The sequence below is a fragment of the Cupriavidus sp. FW305-46 genome (assembly GCF_058787075.1).
In genome coordinates, this window is record NZ_JBYSZI010000053.1 from 13,327 (window position 1) to 33,990 (window position 20,664).

Below are 20,664 nucleotides of genomic sequence, written 5' to 3' on the forward strand. Positions count from 1 at the left end.
TCCCGCGCGGCGGCCGATCAGGAGTTCGCCTGAGATTGTCATGCCTTGTCCTTTCGATGAGATCAGCGGGCCCAGCGCAACACCAGCGGATCCAGCCTCCGCGCAATCTTCAGCAGCCCTTCGCGGGTGGCCGGGTGCATCGGCTGCAGCGGATGGCGCACCGCGTCCGACGCGATCACGCCGCCTGCCTGCATCAGCACCTTGCTGGTGGCCAGCCAGCCTTGCCGGTTTTCATAATTGATCAGCGGCAGCCATTGCTGGTAGCGCTGCGCGGCCAGTTCGGCGTCGCCGGCCTGCCAGGCATCGAGGATCTGGCGGATGCCGTCGGGGAAGCCCGCACCCGTCATCGCACCCGTAGCGCCCGCTTCCAGGTCGGCCATCAGCGTGATGGCCTCTTCGCCGTCCCAGGGGCCGACGATGGCGTCGCCGCCCAGTTCGATCAGCTCGCGCAGCTTGGCCGCGGCCTGCGGCACTTCGATCTTGAAGTACGACACATTGCCGATCTCGCGCGCCATGCGCGCCAGGAACGGTGCGCTCAGCGTGGTGCCGCTGACCGGCGCGTCCTGGATCATGATGGGGATGTCGATGGCATCCGAGACCGTGGCGAAGAATTCATAGATGCTGCGCTCGGGCACGCGGATGGTGGCGCCGTGGTAGGGCGGCATCACCATCACCATGGCCGCGCCCGCATCCTGCGCCGCGCGGCTGCGCTCGGCGCACAGGCGCGAGCTGAAATGCGTGGTGGTGACGATCACCGGCACCCGGCCGTCCACGTGTTCCAGCACGGTCTTCATCAGCACGTTGCGCTCGTCGTCGCTCAGCACGAACTGCTCGGAGAAGTTGGCCAGGATGCAGATGCCGTGCGAACCCGCGTCGATCATGAAGTCGATGCAGCGGCGCTGGCCGTCGAGGTCAAGGCCGCCCTGCGCGTCGAAGATGGTGGGCGCTACCGGGAATACGCCGCGGTAGACGGTGGGGGATGGGGTGCGGGTCATGGTCTCCTCCGGCTGCTTGTGAATTGGATCGGGCCAATATACGAGCCGACCCGCGGGCTGTATATTGAAACCTTTCCATCTGGTGATCGCTTTTGCGACTCACAGACCCTTCATGAACTCCACCCTCGACACCCTGACCGGCCGGTTGCGCATGAAGCAGCTGCAACTGCTGATCGCGCTGGACGAGCATTCCTCCCTGCACCAGGCCGCCGCGGCGATGGCGATGACCCAGTCGGCGGCCAGCAAGTCGCTGCAGGAGCTGGAAGGCATGCTGGAAGCGCCGCTGTTCGAGCGCTCCAGGCGCGGCATGCGCCCCAATGCCTTCGGCCATTGCGTGATCCGGCACGCACGCCAGCTGGTGGCAGACCTGGGCGCCATGTGCGAGGAGGTGGCGGGCATCCGCGCCGGCAGCGGCGGGCGCGTGGCCATCGGCGTGATCATGGGCGCGGTGCCGGAGGTGCTGGTGCCGGCGCTGGCGCAGTTGCGCCAGGCGCAGCCGGAACTGGCGCTGGAGATCATCGAGGACACCAGCCTGCGCCTGCTGGGGCTGCTCGATGACGGCCACCTCGACGTGGTGATCGGCCGCTCGCTGGTCAGCGGTGAGCCGGCCCGCTACCACTACCACCCGCTGGACGATGAGCAGGTCGCGGTCGTGGTGGGGCACTCGCATCCGGCGCCGCGCGCGCGTGCGATGGGGTTTGCCGACCTCGCCGGTTATCGCTGGATCACCTACGCCGGGCATATGCCCATGCACGCGCTGCTGCAGCGCGAGCTGGACCTGGCCGGCATGAGCTTCCCCGCCAATGCGATCTCGACCTCGTCGGCCTTCGTCACGGTGGCCATGCTGCAGGGCGACCCCGGGCTGGTGTCGCTGCTGCCGACCGGCGTGGCGGCGATGTTCGTGCGCCAGAAGATGCTGCGCATCCTGCCCGTGCGGCTGCAGTCGCGGCAGCAGACTTTTGGCATCGTGACGCGGCGCGGCGGCGCCTTGTCCGCGGCGGCGCGACAGCTGGTCGCGATCCTGAAGGCATTGCCGCGCACTGCGCAGCAGGCGGCTGCCGAGGTATAACGCCAGGTGATCGCCAGTTCAAAAAACATCAGTAGTGGCCAATCACTGATGCTCCTATAGTCTGCCCATCCGCGCCGCAGAGCCGGACAGCAAAACGACGGAGACAGCAATGAAGACATGGATCGCCGGCGCACTCGCCGGCCTGGCCACGGTGGCGGCAGTCACGGGCAATGCCTGGGCGCAGGACACACGGCCGGTGCGGCTGATGGTGGGTGCCGCGCCCGGCGGCGGCACCGACGTGATGGCGCGCATCGTCTCCGACAAGCTCGCCGCGCAGCTGAAGCAGCCCGTCGTGGTCGACAACCGCCCCGGCGCGTCCAACACCATTGCCGCGGACATCACCGCCAAGGCGGCGCCGGACGGCAACACGCTGCTGATGGGCGTGGTGACTTCGCAAGCGATCGCCCCGCACCTGCTCAAGCTGCAGTTCGATCCGCTCAAGGACCTGGCGCCGGTGGCGCTGGTGTCGTCGGTGCCCAATGTGCTGGTGGTCAACAACCAGGTGCAGGCGCGCGACGTCAAGGCGCTGGTGGCGCAGATCCAGGCCAATCCGGACAAGTTCCGCTACAGCTCGTCCGGCGTCGGCAGCACCCAGCACCTGGCCGGCGCGTCCTTCGCGCGGCAGATCAAGGGCAAGCTGCTGCACGTGCCGTACAAGAGCAGCAGCAGTGCGCTGGTGGACCTGATGGGCGGGCAGGTGGACATGAGCTTCGAGACCATGCCGTCGGTCATCAGCCATATCAAGGCCGGCAAGCTGCGCGCGCTGGCGGTCACCGCGGACCAGCGCTCGGCGCTGCTGCCCAACGTGCCCACGCTGGCTGAAGCGGGCGTGCCCGGCATCCAGATGAGTGCGTGGTACGGTGTCTATGCGCCGGCCGGCACGCCGCCCGCGACGCTGCAGAAGCTGGGCAGCGCGCTGGCCACGGTGATCAAGGACCCTGACACCGTGCGCCGGCTGGCCGATGTGGGCGCGGTGCCCGGCGCGCTGACCGCGGCGCAGTTCGATGCCTTCTCGCGTGCCGAGTATGTGCGCTATGGCAAGCTGATCGCTGAACTGGGCGTCAAGCTCGACCAATAACAACCCCGGAAGTCCAATGAATTCCCGTCCAAGAATCGCCATGGTGCTGGGCGACCCCGCCGGCATCGGCCCTGAACTGATCGCCAGGCTGCTGGCCGACCCCGCGACCGCCGCGCAGGCCGAGATCCTGCTGATCGCCGACCGCGACGAATGGCGCCACGGCATGCGGATCGCAGGCGTCGACCTGGCGCTGGCCGAGACCGAAGCCCCCGCCTTTGCCGATGATGGCAAGCCGCGCCTGTACCACTGGCAGCTGCCGGAGCGCCCGGCATATGCGCGCGGCCAAGCCAGTGCCGAGGGCGGGCGCTACAGCCTGGGCACGCTGGCGCTGGCACTGCAGCTGGCGCAAGCGGGCCACGCCGACGCGATCCTGTTCGGGCCGCTGAACAAAAGCTCGCTGCACGCCGCCGGCATGGCGCACAGCGATGAGCTGCACTGGTTTGCCGAGCAGCTTCGCTACCACGGCAACTTCTGCGAGTTCAATGTTCTGGACGGGCTGTGGACCTCGCGCGTGACTTCGCACGTGGCGCTCAAGGACGTGCCGGCGATGATTACGCAGGAACGCGTGGGCGGCGCCATCGACCTGATCGACCAGGCCCTGCGCCGCACCGGCATGGCGCGCCCGCGCATCGCGGTGTGCGGCCTGAACCCGCACAACGGCGACAACGGCGCCTTCGGCCGCGAGGAGATCGACGTGATCGCCCCGGCCGTGGCCGCGGCGCGTGAACGCGGCGTGGCGGCGGACGGTCCGTTCCCGGCCGACACCATCTTCCTGAAGGTGCAGGGCGGGCCGTCGCAGCGGCAGTTCGATGCCATCGTCACCATGTACCACGACCAGGGCCAGATCGGCATCAAGCTGATGGGCTTCTCGCGCGGCGTGACGGTGCAGGGCGGGCTGCCGGTGCCGATCACCACGCCCGCGCACGGCACCGCGTTCGACATCACGCAGCAGGGCCGCGCCGATCCGGGCGCCACGCTGCAGGCATTCCAGATCGTCTGCCGCATGGGTGCGCAGCGGCGCGCCACAGCCTAGCCACCACTTTCACCACACCAAATCCAGCAAGACCGCCCCCGGCGCGGCCGGGGAGCGTTCGCGCCAACGCATCGCCATCAGGAGCTGAACATGAAGATCACCAACGTCCGCGCCCGTGTCTTTGAATGGAAGGGCAAGACCGTGCCGCCGCAGGCGCATTTCTGCACCAACGCCACCGACATCCTGTTCGAGCGCGGCGACGCCATGGGCTCGTTCCGCTTCCATGGCTGGCTGGTGGTGGAAGTGGAAACCGACACCGGCCTGGTCGGCATCGGCAACTGCGCGCTGGCGCCGCGCGTGGCCAAGGAGATCGTTGACCAGTACCTGGCACCGGTGGTGATCGGCCAGGACCCGTTCGACAACGAATACCTGTGGCAGAAGATGTACCGCCGCACCCATGCCTGGGGCCGCAAGGGCATCGGCATGGCGGCGATCTCGGCGGTCGATATCGCGCTGTGGGACCTGATGGGCAAGGCGGTTGGCAAGCCCGTGTTCAAGCTGCTGGGCGGGCGCACCAAGGAAAAGATCTGGTGCTATGCCTCCAAGCTCTACAACAATGACGACCGCGACGCTTTCCTGGCAGAAGCGCAGCGCTACCTCGACCAGGGCTTCACCGCGATGAAGATGCGCTTCGGCTACGGCCCCAAGGACGGCCCCGCCGGCATGCAGAAGAACATCGAGCAGGTGCGCCTGCTGCGCGAGCTGGTCGGCGATGGCGTCGACATCATGCTGGAGTGCTATATGGGCTGGACGCTGGAATATGCGCGCCGCATGCTGCCGCGCCTGGCCGAGTTCAACCCGCGCTGGCTGGAAGAGCCGGTGATTGCCGACGATATCGAAGGCTATGCCGAACTGAAGAAGGCGAGCCCGTTCCCGATCTCCGGCGGTGAACATGAATTCACCTCTTACGGCTTCAAGGACCTGCTCGAGCGCCGCGCGGTGGACGTGATCCAGTACGACACCAACCGCGTCGGCGGGATCACCGCGGCGCAGAAGATCAACGCCATGGCGGAGGCCTGGTCGGTGCCGGTGATCCCGCACGCGGGGCAGATGCATAACTACCACCTGACCATGGCCTCGACGGCTTCGCCGATGTCGGAGTACTTCCCCGTGCACGACGTGGAGGTGGGCAATGAGTTGTTCTACTACATCTTCAAGGGCGATCCGGCGCCGGACAACGGCTACCTGCAGCTCGACGACAACCTGCCGGGGCTGGGCCTGGAGCTGAACGAGGAGTACTTCAGCCAGTTCGACGTCATCGGCTGACGGGCCAGTTGCCGGGCTCTGCCCGGCCGGGCAGCGCGCCATGTTTCACGATGCACGCCGCCGCTTCAAGGCCGCCTTTTCTTCCACTCATAGTCCGGCGGGGGCGGCGGATCCGCCGCCCCGGCTCGTCCTACCGAGTTGGGATTCTCCGAGCACAGCGTGACAAAGCTCACCGGCTCGCCCGCATGCTGGCGCTGGCGCAGCGCTTCGGTAAAGTGCAGGGCTTCACGCATCGCATCGCTTGGGAATGACTGCGCGTGGGGGCTGAGCCCGCTGCCGTCGGCTTCGGACCAGTAGACCATATACATAAGGCTTCCTCTTCATTGCGGCAGGCGATTTTGCAGGATCCTGCAACCTTCGTTCCCGGCGCCGGGAGTGTTGCATGATGGCGCGGGAGGCAGGCAAGGCACGCCGGTTGCAATCCCTGCATCACGCTTTGCAAGCCTTGGCATGCGGCGGCACAATGATCGCTTCCCGACACCTTGCCGGCGCTGCGCCGAGGCCGACCGCCGCCTATCATGCCCGATCTTGCGCTGATCTCCGCCACCGCTGCCGATGCCGACCGGCTTGCCGCCATGCACGCCGCCAGCTGGCAGCACACCTATCCCGGCATGTTGCCGGCTGCTTACTTGCGGGACCAGGCCTACCCGGAACGGCTGGCCGCCTGGCGCGCCCGCATGCACAACGGCGCCGACGGCCCCGTGGAAGTCACGCTGGCCATGGTCGACGGCGAAGCCGCTGGCTTTGCCTGCCTGCTGCCCGAGGCGGAGCCCCGCTTCGGCATCTATCTCGACAACCTCCACGTGCTGCCCGCCTTCCACGGCCAGGGCCTGGGCAAGCGCTTGCTGGCCCACTGCGCGCAGCGCGTGGCCGCGCACTGGCCCGGGCGGCCGCTGTTCCTCTATGTGCTGGAAGCCAATACGCAGGCGCGCGAGTTCTACCAGCGGCTGGGCGGCGAGGAATCCGAGGCGTTCGAGGATGATTTCCACGGTCCGGACCTGCGGGTCATGGTCCGCCGCGTGACCTGGCCGGACGTGGCGGCGCTGGTCAGGCGCCTGGGCTGACCAGGGCGGCGAGTCCGGGTCAGCCGCCGGCAAAACACTCCCACAGGAATCCCTTCCCCATGCTGCAAGCCATTGCTCTCGTTGTGCCAAGCAAACCATGCCGGGCATTGGCCGGTGCCGCCATCGCCATGGCCGTACTGGCCGGTTGCGCCAGCGCACCCGACACGCGTTCCGCCGCCAGGGCGATAGAGGCGGCGGCCACGCCGGCCCAGGCGAAGCCGCACTGGCAGCGCGTGCACCTGGGCACGGGCGCGGGCTATGACTTCCCGGTCTACGCCAACCATCCGCTCGACCAAGACCTGTCGCGCATCCGCGAGGTGGTGTTCGTGCAGCACGGCCTGCAGCGCAACGGCGATGACTACTACGCCGCCGGTGCTGCACTGCTCAAGGCCAGCGGCCGCAATCCGGACGAGGTGCTGCTGGTCGCGCCCAACTTCCCCGGCACGCCTGACCACGGCAAGGGCTTCGACGGCATGCCGCAATGGTCGGTGCAGGGCTGGATGAGTGGCGAGAACGCGGTCAACGCGCCGTTCACGGTCAGTTCACTGCAGGTCCTCGATGACCTGATGGCCTTCGTCACCGACAAGGCGCGATTGCCGCAGGTGGCCAGGGTGACCGTGGCCGGGCATTCGGGCGGCGCGCAGATCGTGCATCGCTATGCCGTGCTGAACAATGTCGACGAGCGCATCCGCGCGCGCGGCATCGACCTGCGCTATGTGGTGGCCAACCCCTCGTCCTACCTGTACTTCACGCCGGTGCGCCCGGCCGGCGCGGACGGCCGCTCGTTTGCGCCGTACGACAAGGGGGTGTGCCCGGATTACGACAAGTACCGCTATGGCATGCAGGACATCGTGCCCTACGCAAAAGGTGCCAATGGCCAGTCGCTGTACCAGCGCTACGCCGGGCGTCAGGTAACCTACCTGGCCGGCACGGAAGACAACGACCCCAACCACCGCGTACTGGACAAGGCGTGCGGCGCTGAGGCCGAAGGTCCCACGCGGCTGCAGCGCGCCCGCGGCTACCTGCGCTATGAGCGCTACCTGGCCAGCCCCGGGCTGGTGATCCGCCACCAGGCCTATGAAGTGGTGGGCGTGGGGCACGACCAGGCACGCATGTTCGGCTCGCAATGCGGCGCCAGGGCGGTGTTCGGCATGGCGGAAACGGCCAACCCAGACGGCGCGGCCTGCCGCGCGCCGCAGCTCTGATTCCGCCGGCCAAGAAAAAACCCGCGAATTTCGCGGGTTCAAGTCCCTGCCCGCAGGAACGGGCTCGGAGGAGACAACCACAGGGAAACGGTTACGTGCCCGGTCAGCCCAGGCTGAATTTGACAACCTGTTCTTCGACGCCGACAAAGCGCACCAGCTGGCGTAGCCCGCTGGCGTATTCCTTGATATGGTGCCCGTCCGGCGTATCGGGCAGGCGGTAGTAAATGGGCGCCTTGTCGCGCATGGGCGGCAGGATGCCGAGCGGGAGTTCGACGGCGTCGGCTTCCCAGGCCACGTCGCGCTCTTCGGCAAGCAGGATTCTTCCGGTCATGGACACACTCCAGGATTGCTGCAAGGTGCGGCCGGGGGCGGGTATGCGCTCGCACTGGATTTCAATGTATGGAATGTATTGCATCCAACGCAGAAATGCCATTCAGCGTTTTTTAATTCTGTCTGCCAGGAAATTTCCAAAATGACAAATTTAACGAATGTATGGCATCTGCTGGCGACGCCGATGGCGACATCGCTGAGGGTGCTGCCCAAGGCCCGCATTGCGATACCATAGCGCCAGCCCCGCGAAGTGCGGCTGCCGGCGCGTCCCGGTTCCGGGTCTGCCGCATCCGCTTCCAACCATTTTCCATCGCCCCCCGACGGGCCACTGCCCAGACGCATGTCGACCCAGCACGCCTTGTTGATTTCCCTGATCGAAAAACCGTCGTCCGGTTATGACCTGGCACGGCGCTTTGACCGTTCCATCGGCTATTTCTGGCATGCCACGCACCAGCAGATTTATCGCGAGCTGGGACGGATGGCTGACAGTGGCTGGATTGCCGCGGATGAAACCGAGGCGGCGGAAGGCGAGGCCGGTGGCGGCGACCGCAAGAACCGCAAGAAGGTCTACCGGGTGTTGCCGGCCGGCCGTGAAGAACTGGCACGCTGGGTGCTGACCCCCGGCGCCAGCCTGGACCAGCGCGAGGAAATCCTGGTCAAGCTGCGCGCTGATGCGGTGATCGGGCCGCTTGGCCTCGGTGACGAGATGCGGCGGCTGATCGCGCTGCACCGGGCCCGGCTGGAGACTTACCTGGCCATCGAGCGGCGCGATTTCTCGGCGCCGGACATGGACCGCGCGCAACAGTTGCGCTATGCGCTGCTGCAGCGCGGCATCCGCTTCGAGCAGGACTGGGTGGCCTGGGGCGAGGAACTGCTGCCGCTGCTGTAGCCGCGCCCGCTTGGGCGGCGGCTACGGCCTGCCAGGCCAGCTGACCGGCTGCGTCAGGCCAGGTCGACGGCGCGCGTGCCGGCCTGCGTGGCCTCGCCCAAGCCCAGCCGGCGGCGTGCCAGCGCATATTCCTCGGCAAAGCGGCGCACCAGCTCGCCCGCGGGCACCACGCGCTTGATTGCGCCCACGCCCTGGCCGGCGCCCCAGATGTCCTTCCACGCCTTGACGCTGGTGGAGCCGAAATTCATCTTCGACGGATCTGATTCGGGCAGCGCGTTCGGGTCCAGGCCGGCGCGCTCGATGCTGCCGCGCAGGTAGTTGCCGTGCACGCCGGTGAACAGGTTGGAGTAGACGATGTCGTTGGCGGTGCTGTCGACGATCATCTGCTTGTAGCCGTCCTGCGCGTTGGCTTCCTGCGTGGCGATAAAGGCCGAGCCGATATAGGCCAGGTCGGCGCCGGCGGCCTGCGCGGCCAGGATGGCGTCGCCGCTGGAGATCGAGCCCGACAGCAGCAGCGGGCCGTCGAACCATTCGCGGATCTCGTGCAGCAGCGCGAACGGCGACAGCGTGCCGGCATGGCCGCCGGCCCCGGCGGCAACCGCCACCAGTCCGTCCGCACCCTTCTCGATGGCCTTGCGCGCGAAGGTGTTGTTGATCACGTCGTGCAGCACGATGCCGCCGTACGAGTGCACTGCGTCGTTGACTTCCTTGCGTGCGCCCAGCGAGGTGATCACGATCGGCACCTTGTAGCGCACGCACAGCTCCAGGTCATGTTCAAGCCGGTCGTTGGACTTGTGCACGATCTGGTTGACGGCGAACGGTGCCGACGGGCGGTCCGGGTGCCTGGCGTCGTGTTCGGCCAGCTCGGTGGTGATGCGGTCCAGCCATTCTTCCAGCTTGGGTGCCGGGCGCGCATTCAGCGCGGGGAACGAACCGACCACGCCGGCCTTGCACTGGGCGATGACCAGGTCGGGGTTGGAGATGATGAACAGCGGCGAGCAGACCACCGGCAGCGACAGCCGGTTCTGGAGTTGGGCGGGAAGGGCCATGGGTGAAGTCTCCTGGGTATTTCGGTAAAGCGAAAAAGCGGTGCTGCGAAACAGGGTTGCGTCAGGCCGCGCCGGTCAGCACGTCCTTCTGGCTGGCCAGGCGCGCGCCCATGGCGGCGGCCAGCGCCTCCAGGCCCGAGCGCGGGCGCACCATGACTTCGAACTCGGCAATGCGGCCGGCGTCGTCGAAACGGATCATGTCGATGCCCTTGAGCGCCTTGCCGTCCACGGCCGCGCTGAATTCCAGCACCACGCTGTGGCCGTCCTCGCTGACAAAGCTGCGGTGATAGCGGAAGTCCTGGAACACCTGGTTCACCGTGGTCAGCACCAGCCCAATCGCGTCGCGGCCGGGATAGGGGGTGTGCGCGACCGGCGAGCGGAACACCACCTCATCGGCCACGATGGCGTCGAGCCCGGCCATCGAACCGTTGGCCAGCATCTGGTGCCAGGCTTCAAGTGAGGCCTGTGCGGCGGGAATCAGGTTGGTGGTGGTCACGTCGGTCTCCTTGGCTGGCGTCGGTGCGCGGGCATCTCGTTGAGGGGGCTGGTTACAGGTTTATATGCAACCAGTTGCATAGTGAGTGGAAAAATAGCATGCGCCGGGGCACCGTGCAAGCGATGCGGGGCCAATGGTGCCGGCGCCCCGCCGGGCAGTGACGGGTTGTCTACAATAGGCGGGATCCCAACCTCGCACGCCGGCCCCCGGCAGGAGAGTCAGTGACCACCAAGCCCTCGGCTGCCCATCCCGACCAGGCGGCCTTGTTCGATGCCGACCTGGCCGCCTGGCGAGACCATCCGGAGCGCGCGTTCGACGGCTGGCTGGCACGGCATGGCTTCCGGCACGGCACCAGCGTGGTGTACCGCGCGATGTGGGGCAAGCTGCTGCGCTGGTCGGCCGAGCGCGGGCTGCCGCCGCTGAGCTGGTCGGCGGAGCAGATCGGTGAGTTCCTGGACGCGCAGCAGCTGCACAAATCGCACCGCTATCGCTATACGCGGCTGATCGAACGGGTGTTCCATCACCTGGCGCGGCTGCGCGAGGGCATGCACAACCCGGCCAGCCAGGCGGTGCGCGCCCACCTGGCCGATGGCGAGAACGATCCCACAGCGTTCCTGCTGCCGGGCGAGCGCGACTTGCTGGTGGCGCGGATACTCGGCCCGGCCGGCATGCCGGCCGGCGACACCCACACCGCGGCATCGCCCACCCAATGGAAGCGCGCCCGCGATGCGGCCCTGCTGGCGGTGCTGCTCGGCGGCGGCCTGAAGGTCGCTGAAGCCCGGGCGCTGCGGGTCGATGCCATCGAAGCTGGCGCACCCGGCCGGATGGCGCTGCGCATGGTCCGCGCGGACAACGGCCGGGCCTATACCGTGCCGCTGTTCAGCCTGGCCCATGCGCCGTTGCGGGCCTGGCTGGCATTGCGCGAAGCCTCCGGCACGCTTGGCGGCCTGGTGTTTCCCGCCATGCCGGCGGGCCGGCCGATGCATGCCGCCTCGGTCTACCGGCGCGTGGAGATCCTGCTGGACGAGGCCGGTGTGCTGGCCGGCCGCAGCGAACGCGCCTCGCCGCAGACGCTGCGCAATACCTGCGCCGCCATGCATTTCGAGGCCGGCACGGCGCCTGCCGAGGTGGCCCAATGCCTGGGCATGCGCGACCTGGAGTCCGGCTGGCGGCTGCGCGCCGCCTATGAGGCCTGGCAGGCGCGGGCGGGGCTGGTGGCGGAAGCGCCGGGAAGCCGGGTCTAGCCCCGCGCGCCGGGCCGGCTACCCTGGGCGCATCGGCAGATCGTGGATAATAAGCAGCTTCGCCGGCCTACGCGGCGGAAAGAGGTGCTTGCGCCACGTTTTGAATCCGCCAGGCCAAGGCCCGGCCCTGAATCGAATTCCGACACCTATTTTCCATGCCTGAAACCTTGCTCCTGACCGGTGCCACCGGCTATATCGCCTCGCATACCTGGGTTGCACTGCTCAATGCCGGCTACCACGTGATCGGCCTGGATAATCTGTGCAACAGCAGCCCGGTGGTGCTGGAGCGGCTCGCCACCATTACCGGCAAGACTCCGCATTTTGTGCAGGGCGACGTGCGCGACCGCGCATTGCTGGACCGGCTCTTTACCGAACACCGCATCAGCGGGGTGATTCATTTTGCCGCACTCAAGGCAGTGGGCGAATCGGTGAGCCAGCCGCTGGAGTATTACAGCAACAACCTGGGTGGGCTGCTGACGGTATGCGCGGCAATGGGCGCGGCCGGGGTGAAACAGCTGGTGTTCAGTTCTTCGGCCACGGTTTATGGCAATCCCCATGCGGTGCCGATCCTGGAGGATTTCCCGCTGTCGGCCACCAACCCGTATGGCCAGACCAAGCTGATGGGCGAGCAAATCCTGCGCGACCTGGAAACATCGGATCCGGACTGGCGCATTGCCTACCTGCGTTATTTCAATCCGGTCGGCGCGCATGAAAGCGGGCTGATTGGCGAGGATCCGCGCGGTATTCCGAACAACCTGATGCCATATGTGGCGCAGGTGGCCGGCGGGCGCCGTGAAAAGCTGATGGTATTCGGCGGCGACTACCCGACGCCGGACGGCACCGGCGTGCGCGACTATATCCACGTCTGCGACCTGGCGGACGGCCACCTGGCGGCGCTGGGTTACCTGCGCGGGCAGGGCAAGAGCATGACCGTGAACCTGGGAACGGGCCGCGGCTACAGCGTGCTGGAAGTCGTGCAGGCCTACCAGCGTGCCAGCGGCAAGCCGGTGCCGCATGAGATCGTGGCGCGGCGCCCGGGCGACATCGCCTCGTGCTACGCCGATCCCGCGCTGGCCAACCAGCTGCTGGGCTGGCGCGCGCGCCATGACATCGACCGCATGTGCCAGGACTCATGGCGCTGGCAGTCGATGAATCCGCAGGGGTTTGACGCCTGACGCCCGGGCCGGTCTGCGCGGTGTTGTGCATGTGCCGCGGAGGGCCAGAAAACAAAAACGCCACGGATGAATTCCGTGGCGTTTTGCCATCTGCCGATCGCGTATTTCAGCGGATCAGGAAGTCTTCAACTGCCTTGCCCTGGGCCAGGGCCTGGGTCAGCCAGCCCGGGCGCTTGCCGCGGCCGGTCCAGGTATTGCCGGCGCTGTCGCGATAGCGTACCGGCACCTTGCGGTTGACCGCCTTCTTGCCGGCCGGCACCTTTGCGCCAAAACCCAGGTCTTCCGCGGTCAGGCCATATTGCTCGATTTTCTCGCGAATATCCGCGATCACCGTGGCTTGTTCGCGTGCCTTGATTTCCTCGGCCTGCTTCTGCAGTTCACTGATTTTCTGAACGATTTCCTGATACGTCGCCATTGGGTCCTCGGTTTCCGGTGGAGTGGAATGCGGTGGGTGTGTGCGGGGGGTGAAAATGCTGAAAACAATTATAACGGGGTCGCCGCCCGCTGCAAATCCTGCCGTCCTAATCGGATGCCGTTTTTGCGAAAATTCTTGGCACCGATAATTGTGTGAACTTTCGGTGTCGTGGTCTGTCGCCGGCATTTCCGTCGTCGTTGGTGTTGCCCCGCTGCAGTTGCGGCGGCAGTTCCGGGTTCAGGCCCGCAAATGGTGCGGCCGTGCGCAAACCGGCCCGGCAGCAGCCAGCCGCCGCCAAAATCAAATCGCCATAATCGGCCGCGGCAAATTCGGCACGGCGTTCGCGGCGATAGCGGGGCAGCCTACGTGGCGTATATCCGACATACCGGTTATGGCCGATTAATTGCACCCGCCACTGGCGCGGCGGCTCAAGTACGAGAACGCGGCGCCGTTATCCGGGCAGGGCGGATCATCTGGGCGTCGATCCTGCCGGAACGGGGCCAGGGGTGTGCCCCGCGGGTTGCCACAGTCTTCTTTCATCATGTCCTTGCACAACAATATCCAGATCAAGACCCTGCTGCGGGGCGCCATGGGAATGCTGTCGCTGCTGCTGTTGCTGGTCGGCGGTGCCGGCCTGCACGGCATTTCACAAAGCAATGATGCCCTCAGGGAGACTTATGCCAACCAGCTCGGCTCCACCGTCGCGCTCAGCGAGGCGATGCAGGCCACCACGCGCATGCGCCTGGCACTGGACCGCAACGTGATGCAGGGCGAGCAGGACGACCCCAAGGTTCACGTGGACCGCTCCAGGGTGTTCGTCGAGGCTTCGGAGGCTGCCTGGAAGCGCTACCTGAACCTGCCTCAGAATCCTGAGGAAAAGGCGCTCGCCGCGGAACTGGGCAAGCAGCGCCAGGCGTTCATGGAGCAGGGCGTGCTGCCGCTGCAGGCGGCCTCGCTGGCGGGCAACCAGGAAGAGGCCCTGCGGCTGGCGAAGAAGGTGCTGCCTGACCTGCAGCGCAGCATGTCGGGCGTGCACGAAAAGCTGCAGAAATTCCAGATGGCAGCCGGGCAGGCCAACTTCGATGCTGCGCAGGCCAGCTTTGCGCGTATCCGCACGCTGTCGATCATGCTGATCGTGCTGGGCCTGGCGGTCGCGGTGCTGTGCACGGTCACGCTGAACCGCGCCATCGTCGCGCCGGTGGAAGAAGCGCTGGCTGTGTTCGAGCGCATCGCCCGCGGCGACCTGACCTCGCGCATCGCCAGCGTCTCGAAGAACGAGATCGGCCGCATGATGCAGGCGCTGGCCGCGATGCAGGCCAGCCTGTCGGGCATCGTTGCCGACGTGCGCACCGGCGCCGATTCGATGGCATCGGCCACGCAGCAGATTTCCGCCGGCAACCTGGACCTGTCGCAGCGCACCGAGGAACAGGCCTCGTCGCTGGAGCAGACCGCCGCCAGCATGGAAGAACTGACCACGGTGGTGCGGCAGAATGCCGACAACGCGCGCCAGGCCGGCGTGCTGGCCAACGAGGCTTCGCAGATCGCGCTCAAGGGCGGCGACGTGGTGGGCCGCGTGGTCGACACCATGAACGAGATCAACGGCGCCTCGCGCAAGGTGGTCGAGATCATCAGCGTGATCGAGGGCATTGCCTTCCAGACCAATATCCTGGCGCTCAATGCGGCGGTGGAAGCCGCGCGTGCCGGCGAGCAGGGCCGCGGCTTTGCCGTGGTGGCGGGCGAGGTGCGCAGCCTGGCGCAGCGCTCGGCCTCGGCCGCCAAGGAGATCGAGGCGCTGATCGGCGAGTCGGGCCAGCGCGTGGAGAGCGGTACCCGGCTGGTGGCAGAAGCCGGCCAGACCATGGGCGAGATCGTCCAGGCCGTGCGCCGCGTGACTGACATCATGAACGAGATCGGCGCCGCGTCGCAGGAACAGACCAGCGGCATCGAGCAAGTCAACCAGGCGGTGACCCAGATGGACGAGGTGACGCAGCAAAATGCCGCGCTGGTGGAAGAGGCCGCCGCCGCAGCCGGTGCGCTGGAAGAACAGGCGCAGAAGCTCAAGAACGTGGTCTCGGTGTTCAACCTTGGCACGGGTACGGGAGTAGGGGCAGGCACGGCCGCGACGGCTGTCGCTGGCCGCACCGCACGCACCATGTCGGTGCGGCCGGCGGCAGCCGCGGCGCCGCGTGCCGTTGCTGCCCGCCCGGCCGCGAGGCCCGCGCTTGCCGTTGCCGGGGCCGATGATGACTGGAGCGCGTTCTAGACCATTGTCCCCACCATTGCCCTGTTCACACGGCGACCGCAAGATGCCATGATGCGGGGTTTGCCCCGCGTCCTGACCTTCTTCGCGCATTCTCTTCATCATCGCGCAGCCTAATGATTGCCCTGAGTTCCGTCCTGTTGCTGCTGGCTGCCCTGCTGGGCGTGGCCGCCGCCCTCGGCGTTCGTGCCGGGCGTGCGGACCAGTCAGCCGGTGGCCGCTCGCTGCGCACGCTGACCTGGTCGGCGGCACTGTTGTCGCAGCTGAGCGTAAGCCTGCCTGTACTGGTGGTGATGCTGTCGGGCAGCGTGCCGGCGGCCAACGACACCGCGCAGATGGCGGCCAGCTTCGCCGCCGCCGCAGCAGCCACCGCGGCTGCCAAGCTGCTGGTGCAGTGGCTGCGCCAGGGTACGCGGCTGTGGCGTGGTGCGGCGATCATGGCGGTCGTCGCTGGCGCCGGGCTGGTGGCCGCGGCTGGCACCCACCTGGGCCGCGCCTGTAGCGCGGGCCCGGTCTCGGCGCGCAGCTGCATCGATGCCGCCGGCCTGCCGCACCCCGCCTGGCTGGCGGGCGGGCTGACCGCGCTGTGCGCGCTGATGTTCGCCGTCCACCGCGCGCAGTCGCGTGGCTTGCTGGCTGCGCACCACGAAGCCGGCCTGGCCGATGAGCTGGCGGACGAGGTGCACGGCCTGCCGCGCGGGCTCGAGCCCCGCCTGGCGCGGCGCGGCGCGCGCATTCCCGGCCGCCCCGGCCGTCTTACCGTGCGTGCCGCCGCGCGCGGGCAGGGCACGGTGGGCGAGTACAGCGTGGCAACGACGATGCCTGACCGCGTCGCCTTCGGCCGCTGGCTGGACCAGGCCATCGCGCAGGCGCGGCTGGCCGAGACCGGCTGCGCCGTGTTGCTGATCCATATTGCCGACTACCGTGAAGTCGACGAGGTCTTCGAGATCCGCGCCGACGATATCCTGGCCCAGGACGCCGGCGCGCTGGCGCAGGCCGTGCTGGAGCCGCATGACTTCCTGGCCCGGCTGGCGCGCGACGAGTTTGCCGTGGGCGTGCCGGAGCTGGTTCATCATGGCCGCGCACAGGAACTGGGCTCGCGCATGCTCGGCTCGCTGGCCGAGTTCATCGCCGCGCGCGGCTTGCAGATGCAGATCGGCGTGAACATCGGCATTGCCATCTACCCGCGCGATGCGCAGACCTCGGAGGCGCTGATGCAGGCCGCGCGCGTCAGCCTGGCCGAGGCCCGCCAGAGCGGCTCGAACCAGGTGCGCCTGTTCAACAGCGCCGCCGGCGAACGCGCGCGCCGCACTCGCGTGATCCGGCGCGACCTGTGGCTGGCGATCCAGGACGACGCACTGTCGCTGCAGTTCCAGCCCAAGTACGATGCGCGCCGGCGCGCGCTGGTGGGGGCCGAGGCGCTATGCCGCTGGCGCCATCCCGCGCTGGGCCAGGTGAGCCCGGCCGAGTTCATCACCGTGGCCGAGCAGTCGGGCCAGATCGACAAGCTCGACGACTGGGTCCTGACCAGCGTCTGCCGCCAGGTGCGCCAGTGGCGCGACGCCGGCGTGCCCACCGTGCCGGTGGCGATCAATGTCTCGGGGCTGCGCTTTGCCAGCCGCAATTTCCCGCAATACCTGCTCGAGCAGATCCACCAGCACGACATCCCGCCCTCGGCGATCACGCTGGAGATCACCGAGACCGCGGCGATGAAGGACATCGGCAAGTCGCTGGAAACGCTGGCCGAGCTGCAGTCGCTCGGCATCCAGGTGGCGCTGGACGATTTCGGCAGTGGCTATTCCAGCCTGGGCTACCTCAAGCGCCTGCGCGTGGGCACGCTCAAGATCGACCGCACCCTGATCGGCGGGCTCGACACCGATGCGCAGGGCCGCGCCATCGTCGGCTCGATGGTGGCGCTGGCGCATGAGCTGCGCATGAAGGTGGTGGCCGAAGGCGTTGAATCGGCATCGCAGCTGGAAATCCTCAATGAAATGGGGTGCGACGAGGTGCAGGGTTACCTGCTGTCGCTGCCGCTGGATGCTGCCGGTTTTGCCGATGCCTTGCGCGGGCAGGGCGGCGCCTGACCCTAAAGTTTGTCAGCAACTCGGCCGATAACCGGTCTGGCAGGCTGCCCGCGTTTGCGGCGCAACCCTGCGCCGGCCCGTCCGTCGCCGCCGCGTTGCCCATGCTGTCCAACTTCCTGGCGGATCAACCGAGTCCCGCAAACCGGAGGCCTCCATGTCATCGCCCAGCATCCTCGTCGTCGACGATTCCCCTTCGCTACGCCGCATGATCGGCGCCTGCCTGCGCGCAGGAGGGTTTGACGTGACCGAGGCGGCCGACGGCGACCAGGCGCATGCGCTCGCAGCCGGCGCCAGCTTCGGCATGCTGGTCACCGACCAGGTCATGCCCGGCATGGATGGCCTCACGCTGATCCGCAGCCTGCGCGCCACCGAGCGCTATGCGTGCATTCCCATCCTGATGCTGACCACCGAGCAGGACGGCACCATCCGCGAGCAGGCCCGCGCCGCCGGCGCCTCGGGTTTCCTGCCCAAGCCATTCGATCCTGGCCAGCTGATGCAGGCCGTGACGGCGCTGCTGTCCACCGCGCACCCTACCTCGGAAGGGTAAGGAAGGCCGGGCGTCGCGCTTCAGTCCCCCGGATTGCTGCCGTAAACACTGGTGGGCGAAGTCATGCCCCGGTGCCAGCCAGCGGCCTTGGCCGCGGCAGCGCCAGCAAACCAGCATCAGCCAATTTGGGGGGCTAGACGATGAAGCACATCGACAAGGCAGACGGCGCGGGCGAAGAGTTCCTGGCCTTTACGCTGGGCCGGGAAGAATACGGCGTCGACATCCTGAAGGTCCAGGAGATCCGCGGCTACGAGTCGGTCACCCAGATTGCCAACGCACCGGACTACATCAAGGGCGTGATCAACCTGCGCGGCATCATCGTGCCGATCATCGACCTGCGCATCAAGTTCCGCCAGCAGAACGTCAGCTACGACCAGTACACGGTCGTCATCATCGTCGACCTCAACGACCGTACCACCGGCATCGTGGTGGATGGCGTGTCCGACGTGCTGACCCTCGCCGCCGAGCAGATCAAGCCCACGCCGCACTTCTCCGGCGAACTGGCGACCGACTACATCCGCGGGCTGGGCTCGGTCGAGCAGCGCATGCTGATCCTGGTCGACATCGAGAAGCTGCTCAACACCGAAGAACTCGCCGCGCTCGAAGCGGTGGCGTGATCCCGCGGCAGCGCCAACGTTGTCCGGCCGGCGCCCCGCCTGCCGGACCGAACCCGCCCGGGGTGCAGCAACTTGCCGCGCCCGGGCCTGCAGTACTGTCATAGATGCGAAACAACCAACCCGTTACGCAGCGCGAATACAAGCTCTCCCCATCGGACTACCTGATCTCGCGCACGGACCTCAAGGGCCGGATCACCTTTGCCAACCGCACCTTTATCGAGGCAAGCGGCTTTGCGGCCGAGGAGCTGCTCGGTGCGGCGCACAACCTGGTGCGCCATCCCGACATGCCGCCCGAAGCGTTTGCCGACCTGTGGCAGGACCTGCAGGCCGGCCGCACCTGGATGGGCGTGGTCAAGAACCGCCGCAAGAACGGCGACTTCTACTGGGTCAATGCGACCGTGACGCCCACGCGCGTCGATGGCAGCGTGGTCGGCTACACCTCGGTGCGCTCGATGGCGACGCGCGAGCAGGTGGAAGCCGCCGGCGCCGCCTACGCACGCTTCCGTGGCGGCCGCGCGGACGGGCTGGCGATCCGCCACGGCGCCGTGGTGCGCACCGGGCTGCGCGGCCTGGTGCAGGGCCTGCTGCGCCTGAACCTGAAGCGCCGCATCCTGTGGGCGCAGGCCGGCGGCATGGTGTGGTTCCTGGCCGCACTGGTTGCGGTGGAAGCCCTGGGCGGCGCAGGCGTGGCCGCGGTGCGTCCGTGGCTGTGGGGCGGCTTTGCGCTGGCGCTGGCGTCGTCGTTCGCGGCCGGCACCATGCTGCTGGCGCGCGTGCACCGTCCGGTGCGCCACATGCTGGACTTTGCGCTGCGCATGGGCGCGGGTGACCTGACCACCCGCTTCGAGCACCGCAGCGCCGACGAGATCGGCGCGCTGGCGCAGGCCATGCAGACCATGCAGCGCAGCCTGCAGTCGGTGGTGCACGAGATCCAGGAAGGCATGGCCAGTATCTCCACGGCAACGCGCCAGGTGGCCGCGGGCAACAACGACTTGTCGCAACGCACTGAGCAGCAGGCGGCGGCGCTGGAGCAGACGGCGTCGAGCATGGAAGAGCTGACCAGCACGGTGCGCCAGAACGCGGACAACGCGCGCCAGGCCAGCGGGCTGGCGGCGAACGCGTCGGAGACGGCGCTGCGCGGCGGCGAAGTGGTGGGCCGGGTGGTGCAGACCATGGACGAGATCAACGATGCATCGAAGAAGATCGTCGACATCATCGGCGTGATCGAAGGCATCGCCTTCCAGACCAACATCCTGGCGCTGAACGCGGCGGTGGAAGCGGCGCGCGCCGGCGAGCAGGGCCGCGGCTTCGCGGTGGTGGCGGGCGAGGTGCGCAGCCTGGCGCAGCGCAGCGCCAACGCGGCCAAGGAGATCAAGGGGCTGATCGGCGATACGGTGGAGCGCGTGGACAACGGCTCGGCGCTGGTGGGCCAGGCGGGCAAGACCATGGAAGAGATCGTGCAGGCGGTCAAGCGCGTGACCGACATCATGGGCGAGATCAGCGCGGCGTCGGCCGAGCAGAGCGCGGGCATCGAGCAGGTCAACCAGGCCGTGGCGCAGATGGACGAGGGCACGCAGCAGAACGCGGCGCTGGTGGAAGAAGCCGCCGCCGCCGCGGGCTCGCTCGAAGAGCAGGCCATGCGCCTGCGCGACGCCATCGCCACCTTCCGCGTCAGCATGCAGGCCGAGGTGCGTCCGCAGCGCCTGCCGGCCCATGCGCGTGCCGAGGCGGCCCAGTCGCTGGCACAGGCCTAGTCCGAATCAAAGACAAGGCAGGCGCGGAGCACCGGCCTGCATGCGTACCAAGCGGGTGCGGCACGCCGCGCCCGAGGCTTCAGTTACAAGGGGG

20 protein-coding genes are annotated in these 20,664 nt (G+C 67.6%); 14 read left to right on the forward strand and 6 right to left on the reverse strand.

Going from position 1 to position 20,664, the window contains the following annotated elements:
- Positions 1 to 62 precede the first annotated feature (62 nt).
- Positions 63 to 995: a dihydrodipicolinate synthase family protein gene (locus AC3WON_RS23275; protein ID WP_035815873.1), complete on the reverse strand. Its 933-nt coding sequence runs from the start codon at positions 993 to 995 to the stop codon at positions 63 to 65.
- Between the two features lie 112 nt (positions 996 to 1,107).
- Here AC3WON_RS23275 and AC3WON_RS23280 point away from each other — a divergent pair, with 112 nt between their 5' ends.
- The 4 genes from AC3WON_RS23280 to AC3WON_RS23295 all read left to right on the forward strand — a co-directional run bounded on the left by AC3WON_RS23280 (position 1,108) and on the right by AC3WON_RS23295 (position 5,441).
- Positions 1,108 to 2,064 carry a LysR substrate-binding domain-containing protein gene (locus AC3WON_RS23280; RefSeq protein ID WP_492352833.1) on the forward strand — a complete coding sequence of 319 codons (957 nt, stop codon included), beginning with the start codon at positions 1,108 to 1,110 and terminating at the stop codon, positions 2,062 to 2,064.
- A gap of 109 nt (positions 2,065 to 2,173) precedes the next feature.
- Positions 2,174 to 3,142, forward strand: a complete 969-nt coding sequence (locus AC3WON_RS23285) for a Bug family tripartite tricarboxylate transporter substrate binding protein (RefSeq protein WP_035815870.1) — start codon at positions 2,174 to 2,176, stop codon at positions 3,140 to 3,142.
- A gap of 16 nt (positions 3,143 to 3,158) precedes the next feature.
- A complete protein-coding gene (locus AC3WON_RS23290) occupies positions 3,159 to 4,175 on the forward strand; it encodes a 4-hydroxythreonine-4-phosphate dehydrogenase PdxA (RefSeq protein ID WP_492352834.1) in 1,017 nt (338 codons plus the stop codon).
- Between the two features lie 90 nt (positions 4,176 to 4,265).
- On the forward strand, positions 4,266 to 5,441 hold the full coding sequence (locus AC3WON_RS23295) for an L-rhamnonate dehydratase (RefSeq protein WP_492318161.1): 1,176 nt from the start codon (positions 4,266 to 4,268) through the stop codon (positions 5,439 to 5,441).
- 65 nt (positions 5,442 to 5,506) lie between these two features.
- Here the strand turns inward: AC3WON_RS23295 and AC3WON_RS23300 are convergent, their stop codons facing one another.
- Positions 5,507 to 5,749: a hypothetical protein gene (locus AC3WON_RS23300; protein WP_492352835.1), complete on the reverse strand. Its 243-nt coding sequence runs from the start codon at positions 5,747 to 5,749 to the stop codon at positions 5,507 to 5,509.
- Between the two features lie 210 nt (positions 5,750 to 5,959).
- Between AC3WON_RS23300 and AC3WON_RS23305 the strand changes: the two genes are divergently transcribed.
- Both AC3WON_RS23305 and AC3WON_RS23310 read left to right on the forward strand, forming a co-directional pair.
- Complete coding sequence (locus tag AC3WON_RS23305; RefSeq protein ID WP_492352836.1) at positions 5,960 to 6,505, forward strand: GNAT family N-acetyltransferase; 546 nt, start codon at positions 5,960 to 5,962, stop codon at positions 6,503 to 6,505.
- Positions 6,506 to 6,564: 59 nt separating this feature from the next.
- Positions 6,565 to 7,710: a hypothetical protein gene (locus AC3WON_RS23310; protein WP_492352837.1), complete on the forward strand. Its 1,146-nt coding sequence runs from the start codon at positions 6,565 to 6,567 to the stop codon at positions 7,708 to 7,710.
- Between the two features lie 103 nt (positions 7,711 to 7,813).
- Here the strand turns inward: AC3WON_RS23310 and AC3WON_RS23315 are convergent, their stop codons facing one another.
- Positions 7,814 to 8,041 (reverse strand): hypothetical protein, encoded by a 228-nt coding sequence (locus AC3WON_RS23315; RefSeq protein ID WP_492318157.1) that lies wholly within the window; start codon positions 8,039 to 8,041, stop codon positions 7,814 to 7,816.
- A gap of 339 nt (positions 8,042 to 8,380) precedes the next feature.
- Between AC3WON_RS23315 and AC3WON_RS23320 the strand changes: the two genes are divergently transcribed.
- Positions 8,381 to 8,929 (forward strand): PadR family transcriptional regulator, encoded by a 549-nt coding sequence (locus AC3WON_RS23320; protein WP_492318156.1) that lies wholly within the window; start codon positions 8,381 to 8,383, stop codon positions 8,927 to 8,929.
- Between the two features lie 53 nt (positions 8,930 to 8,982).
- On the opposite strand, the gene AC3WON_RS23325 is transcribed toward AC3WON_RS23320, so the two are convergent.
- The gene (locus tag AC3WON_RS23325; RefSeq protein ID WP_492318155.1) at positions 8,983 to 9,978 is read right to left on the reverse strand and encodes an NAD(P)H-dependent flavin oxidoreductase; all 996 of its coding nucleotides are present in this window, start codon (positions 9,976 to 9,978) and stop codon (positions 8,983 to 8,985) included.
- Between the two features lie 61 nt (positions 9,979 to 10,039).
- Positions 10,040 to 10,474 carry a nuclear transport factor 2 family protein gene (locus AC3WON_RS23330; protein WP_492352838.1) on the reverse strand — a complete coding sequence of 145 codons (435 nt, stop codon included), beginning with the start codon at positions 10,472 to 10,474 and terminating at the stop codon, positions 10,040 to 10,042.
- A gap of 221 nt (positions 10,475 to 10,695) precedes the next feature.
- On the opposite strand from AC3WON_RS23330, the gene AC3WON_RS23335 reads away from it, so the two are divergent.
- Complete coding sequence (locus tag AC3WON_RS23335; protein WP_492352839.1) at positions 10,696 to 11,718, forward strand: tyrosine-type recombinase/integrase; 1,023 nt, start codon at positions 10,696 to 10,698, stop codon at positions 11,716 to 11,718.
- 155 nt (positions 11,719 to 11,873) lie between these two features.
- Positions 11,874 to 12,893 (forward strand): UDP-glucose 4-epimerase GalE, encoded by a 1,020-nt coding sequence (galE, locus tag AC3WON_RS23340; RefSeq protein WP_492352840.1) that lies wholly within the window; start codon positions 11,874 to 11,876, stop codon positions 12,891 to 12,893.
- Positions 12,894 to 12,999: 106 nt separating this feature from the next.
- Here galE and AC3WON_RS23345 read toward each other — a convergent pair whose 3' ends face one another.
- Positions 13,000 to 13,308 (reverse strand): H-NS histone family protein, encoded by a 309-nt coding sequence (locus AC3WON_RS23345; RefSeq protein ID WP_010809859.1) that lies wholly within the window; start codon positions 13,306 to 13,308, stop codon positions 13,000 to 13,002.
- Between the two features lie 541 nt (positions 13,309 to 13,849).
- Here AC3WON_RS23345 and AC3WON_RS23350 point away from each other — a divergent pair.
- The 5 genes from AC3WON_RS23350 (at position 13,850) to AC3WON_RS23370 (ending at position 20,570) form a co-directional block, all read left to right on the forward strand.
- On the forward strand, positions 13,850 to 15,571 hold the full coding sequence (locus AC3WON_RS23350; RefSeq protein WP_492352841.1) for a methyl-accepting chemotaxis protein: 1,722 nt from the start codon (positions 13,850 to 13,852) through the stop codon (positions 15,569 to 15,571).
- A 113-nt stretch (positions 15,572 to 15,684) separates the two neighbouring features.
- Complete coding sequence (locus AC3WON_RS23355) at positions 15,685 to 17,652, forward strand: putative bifunctional diguanylate cyclase/phosphodiesterase (protein ID WP_492352842.1); 1,968 nt, start codon at positions 15,685 to 15,687, stop codon at positions 17,650 to 17,652.
- 154 nt (positions 17,653 to 17,806) lie between these two features.
- On the forward strand, positions 17,807 to 18,199 hold the full coding sequence (locus AC3WON_RS23360; protein ID WP_492318149.1) for a response regulator: 393 nt from the start codon (positions 17,807 to 17,809) through the stop codon (positions 18,197 to 18,199).
- A 140-nt stretch (positions 18,200 to 18,339) separates the two neighbouring features.
- Positions 18,340 to 18,816, forward strand: coding sequence for a chemotaxis protein CheW (locus AC3WON_RS23365; RefSeq protein WP_018311878.1), 477 nt, complete (start codon positions 18,340 to 18,342; stop codon positions 18,814 to 18,816).
- A 104-nt stretch (positions 18,817 to 18,920) separates the two neighbouring features.
- Positions 18,921 to 20,570: a methyl-accepting chemotaxis protein gene (locus AC3WON_RS23370; RefSeq protein WP_492352843.1), complete on the forward strand. Its 1,650-nt coding sequence runs from the start codon at positions 18,921 to 18,923 to the stop codon at positions 20,568 to 20,570.
- Positions 20,571 to 20,664 lie beyond the last annotated feature (94 nt).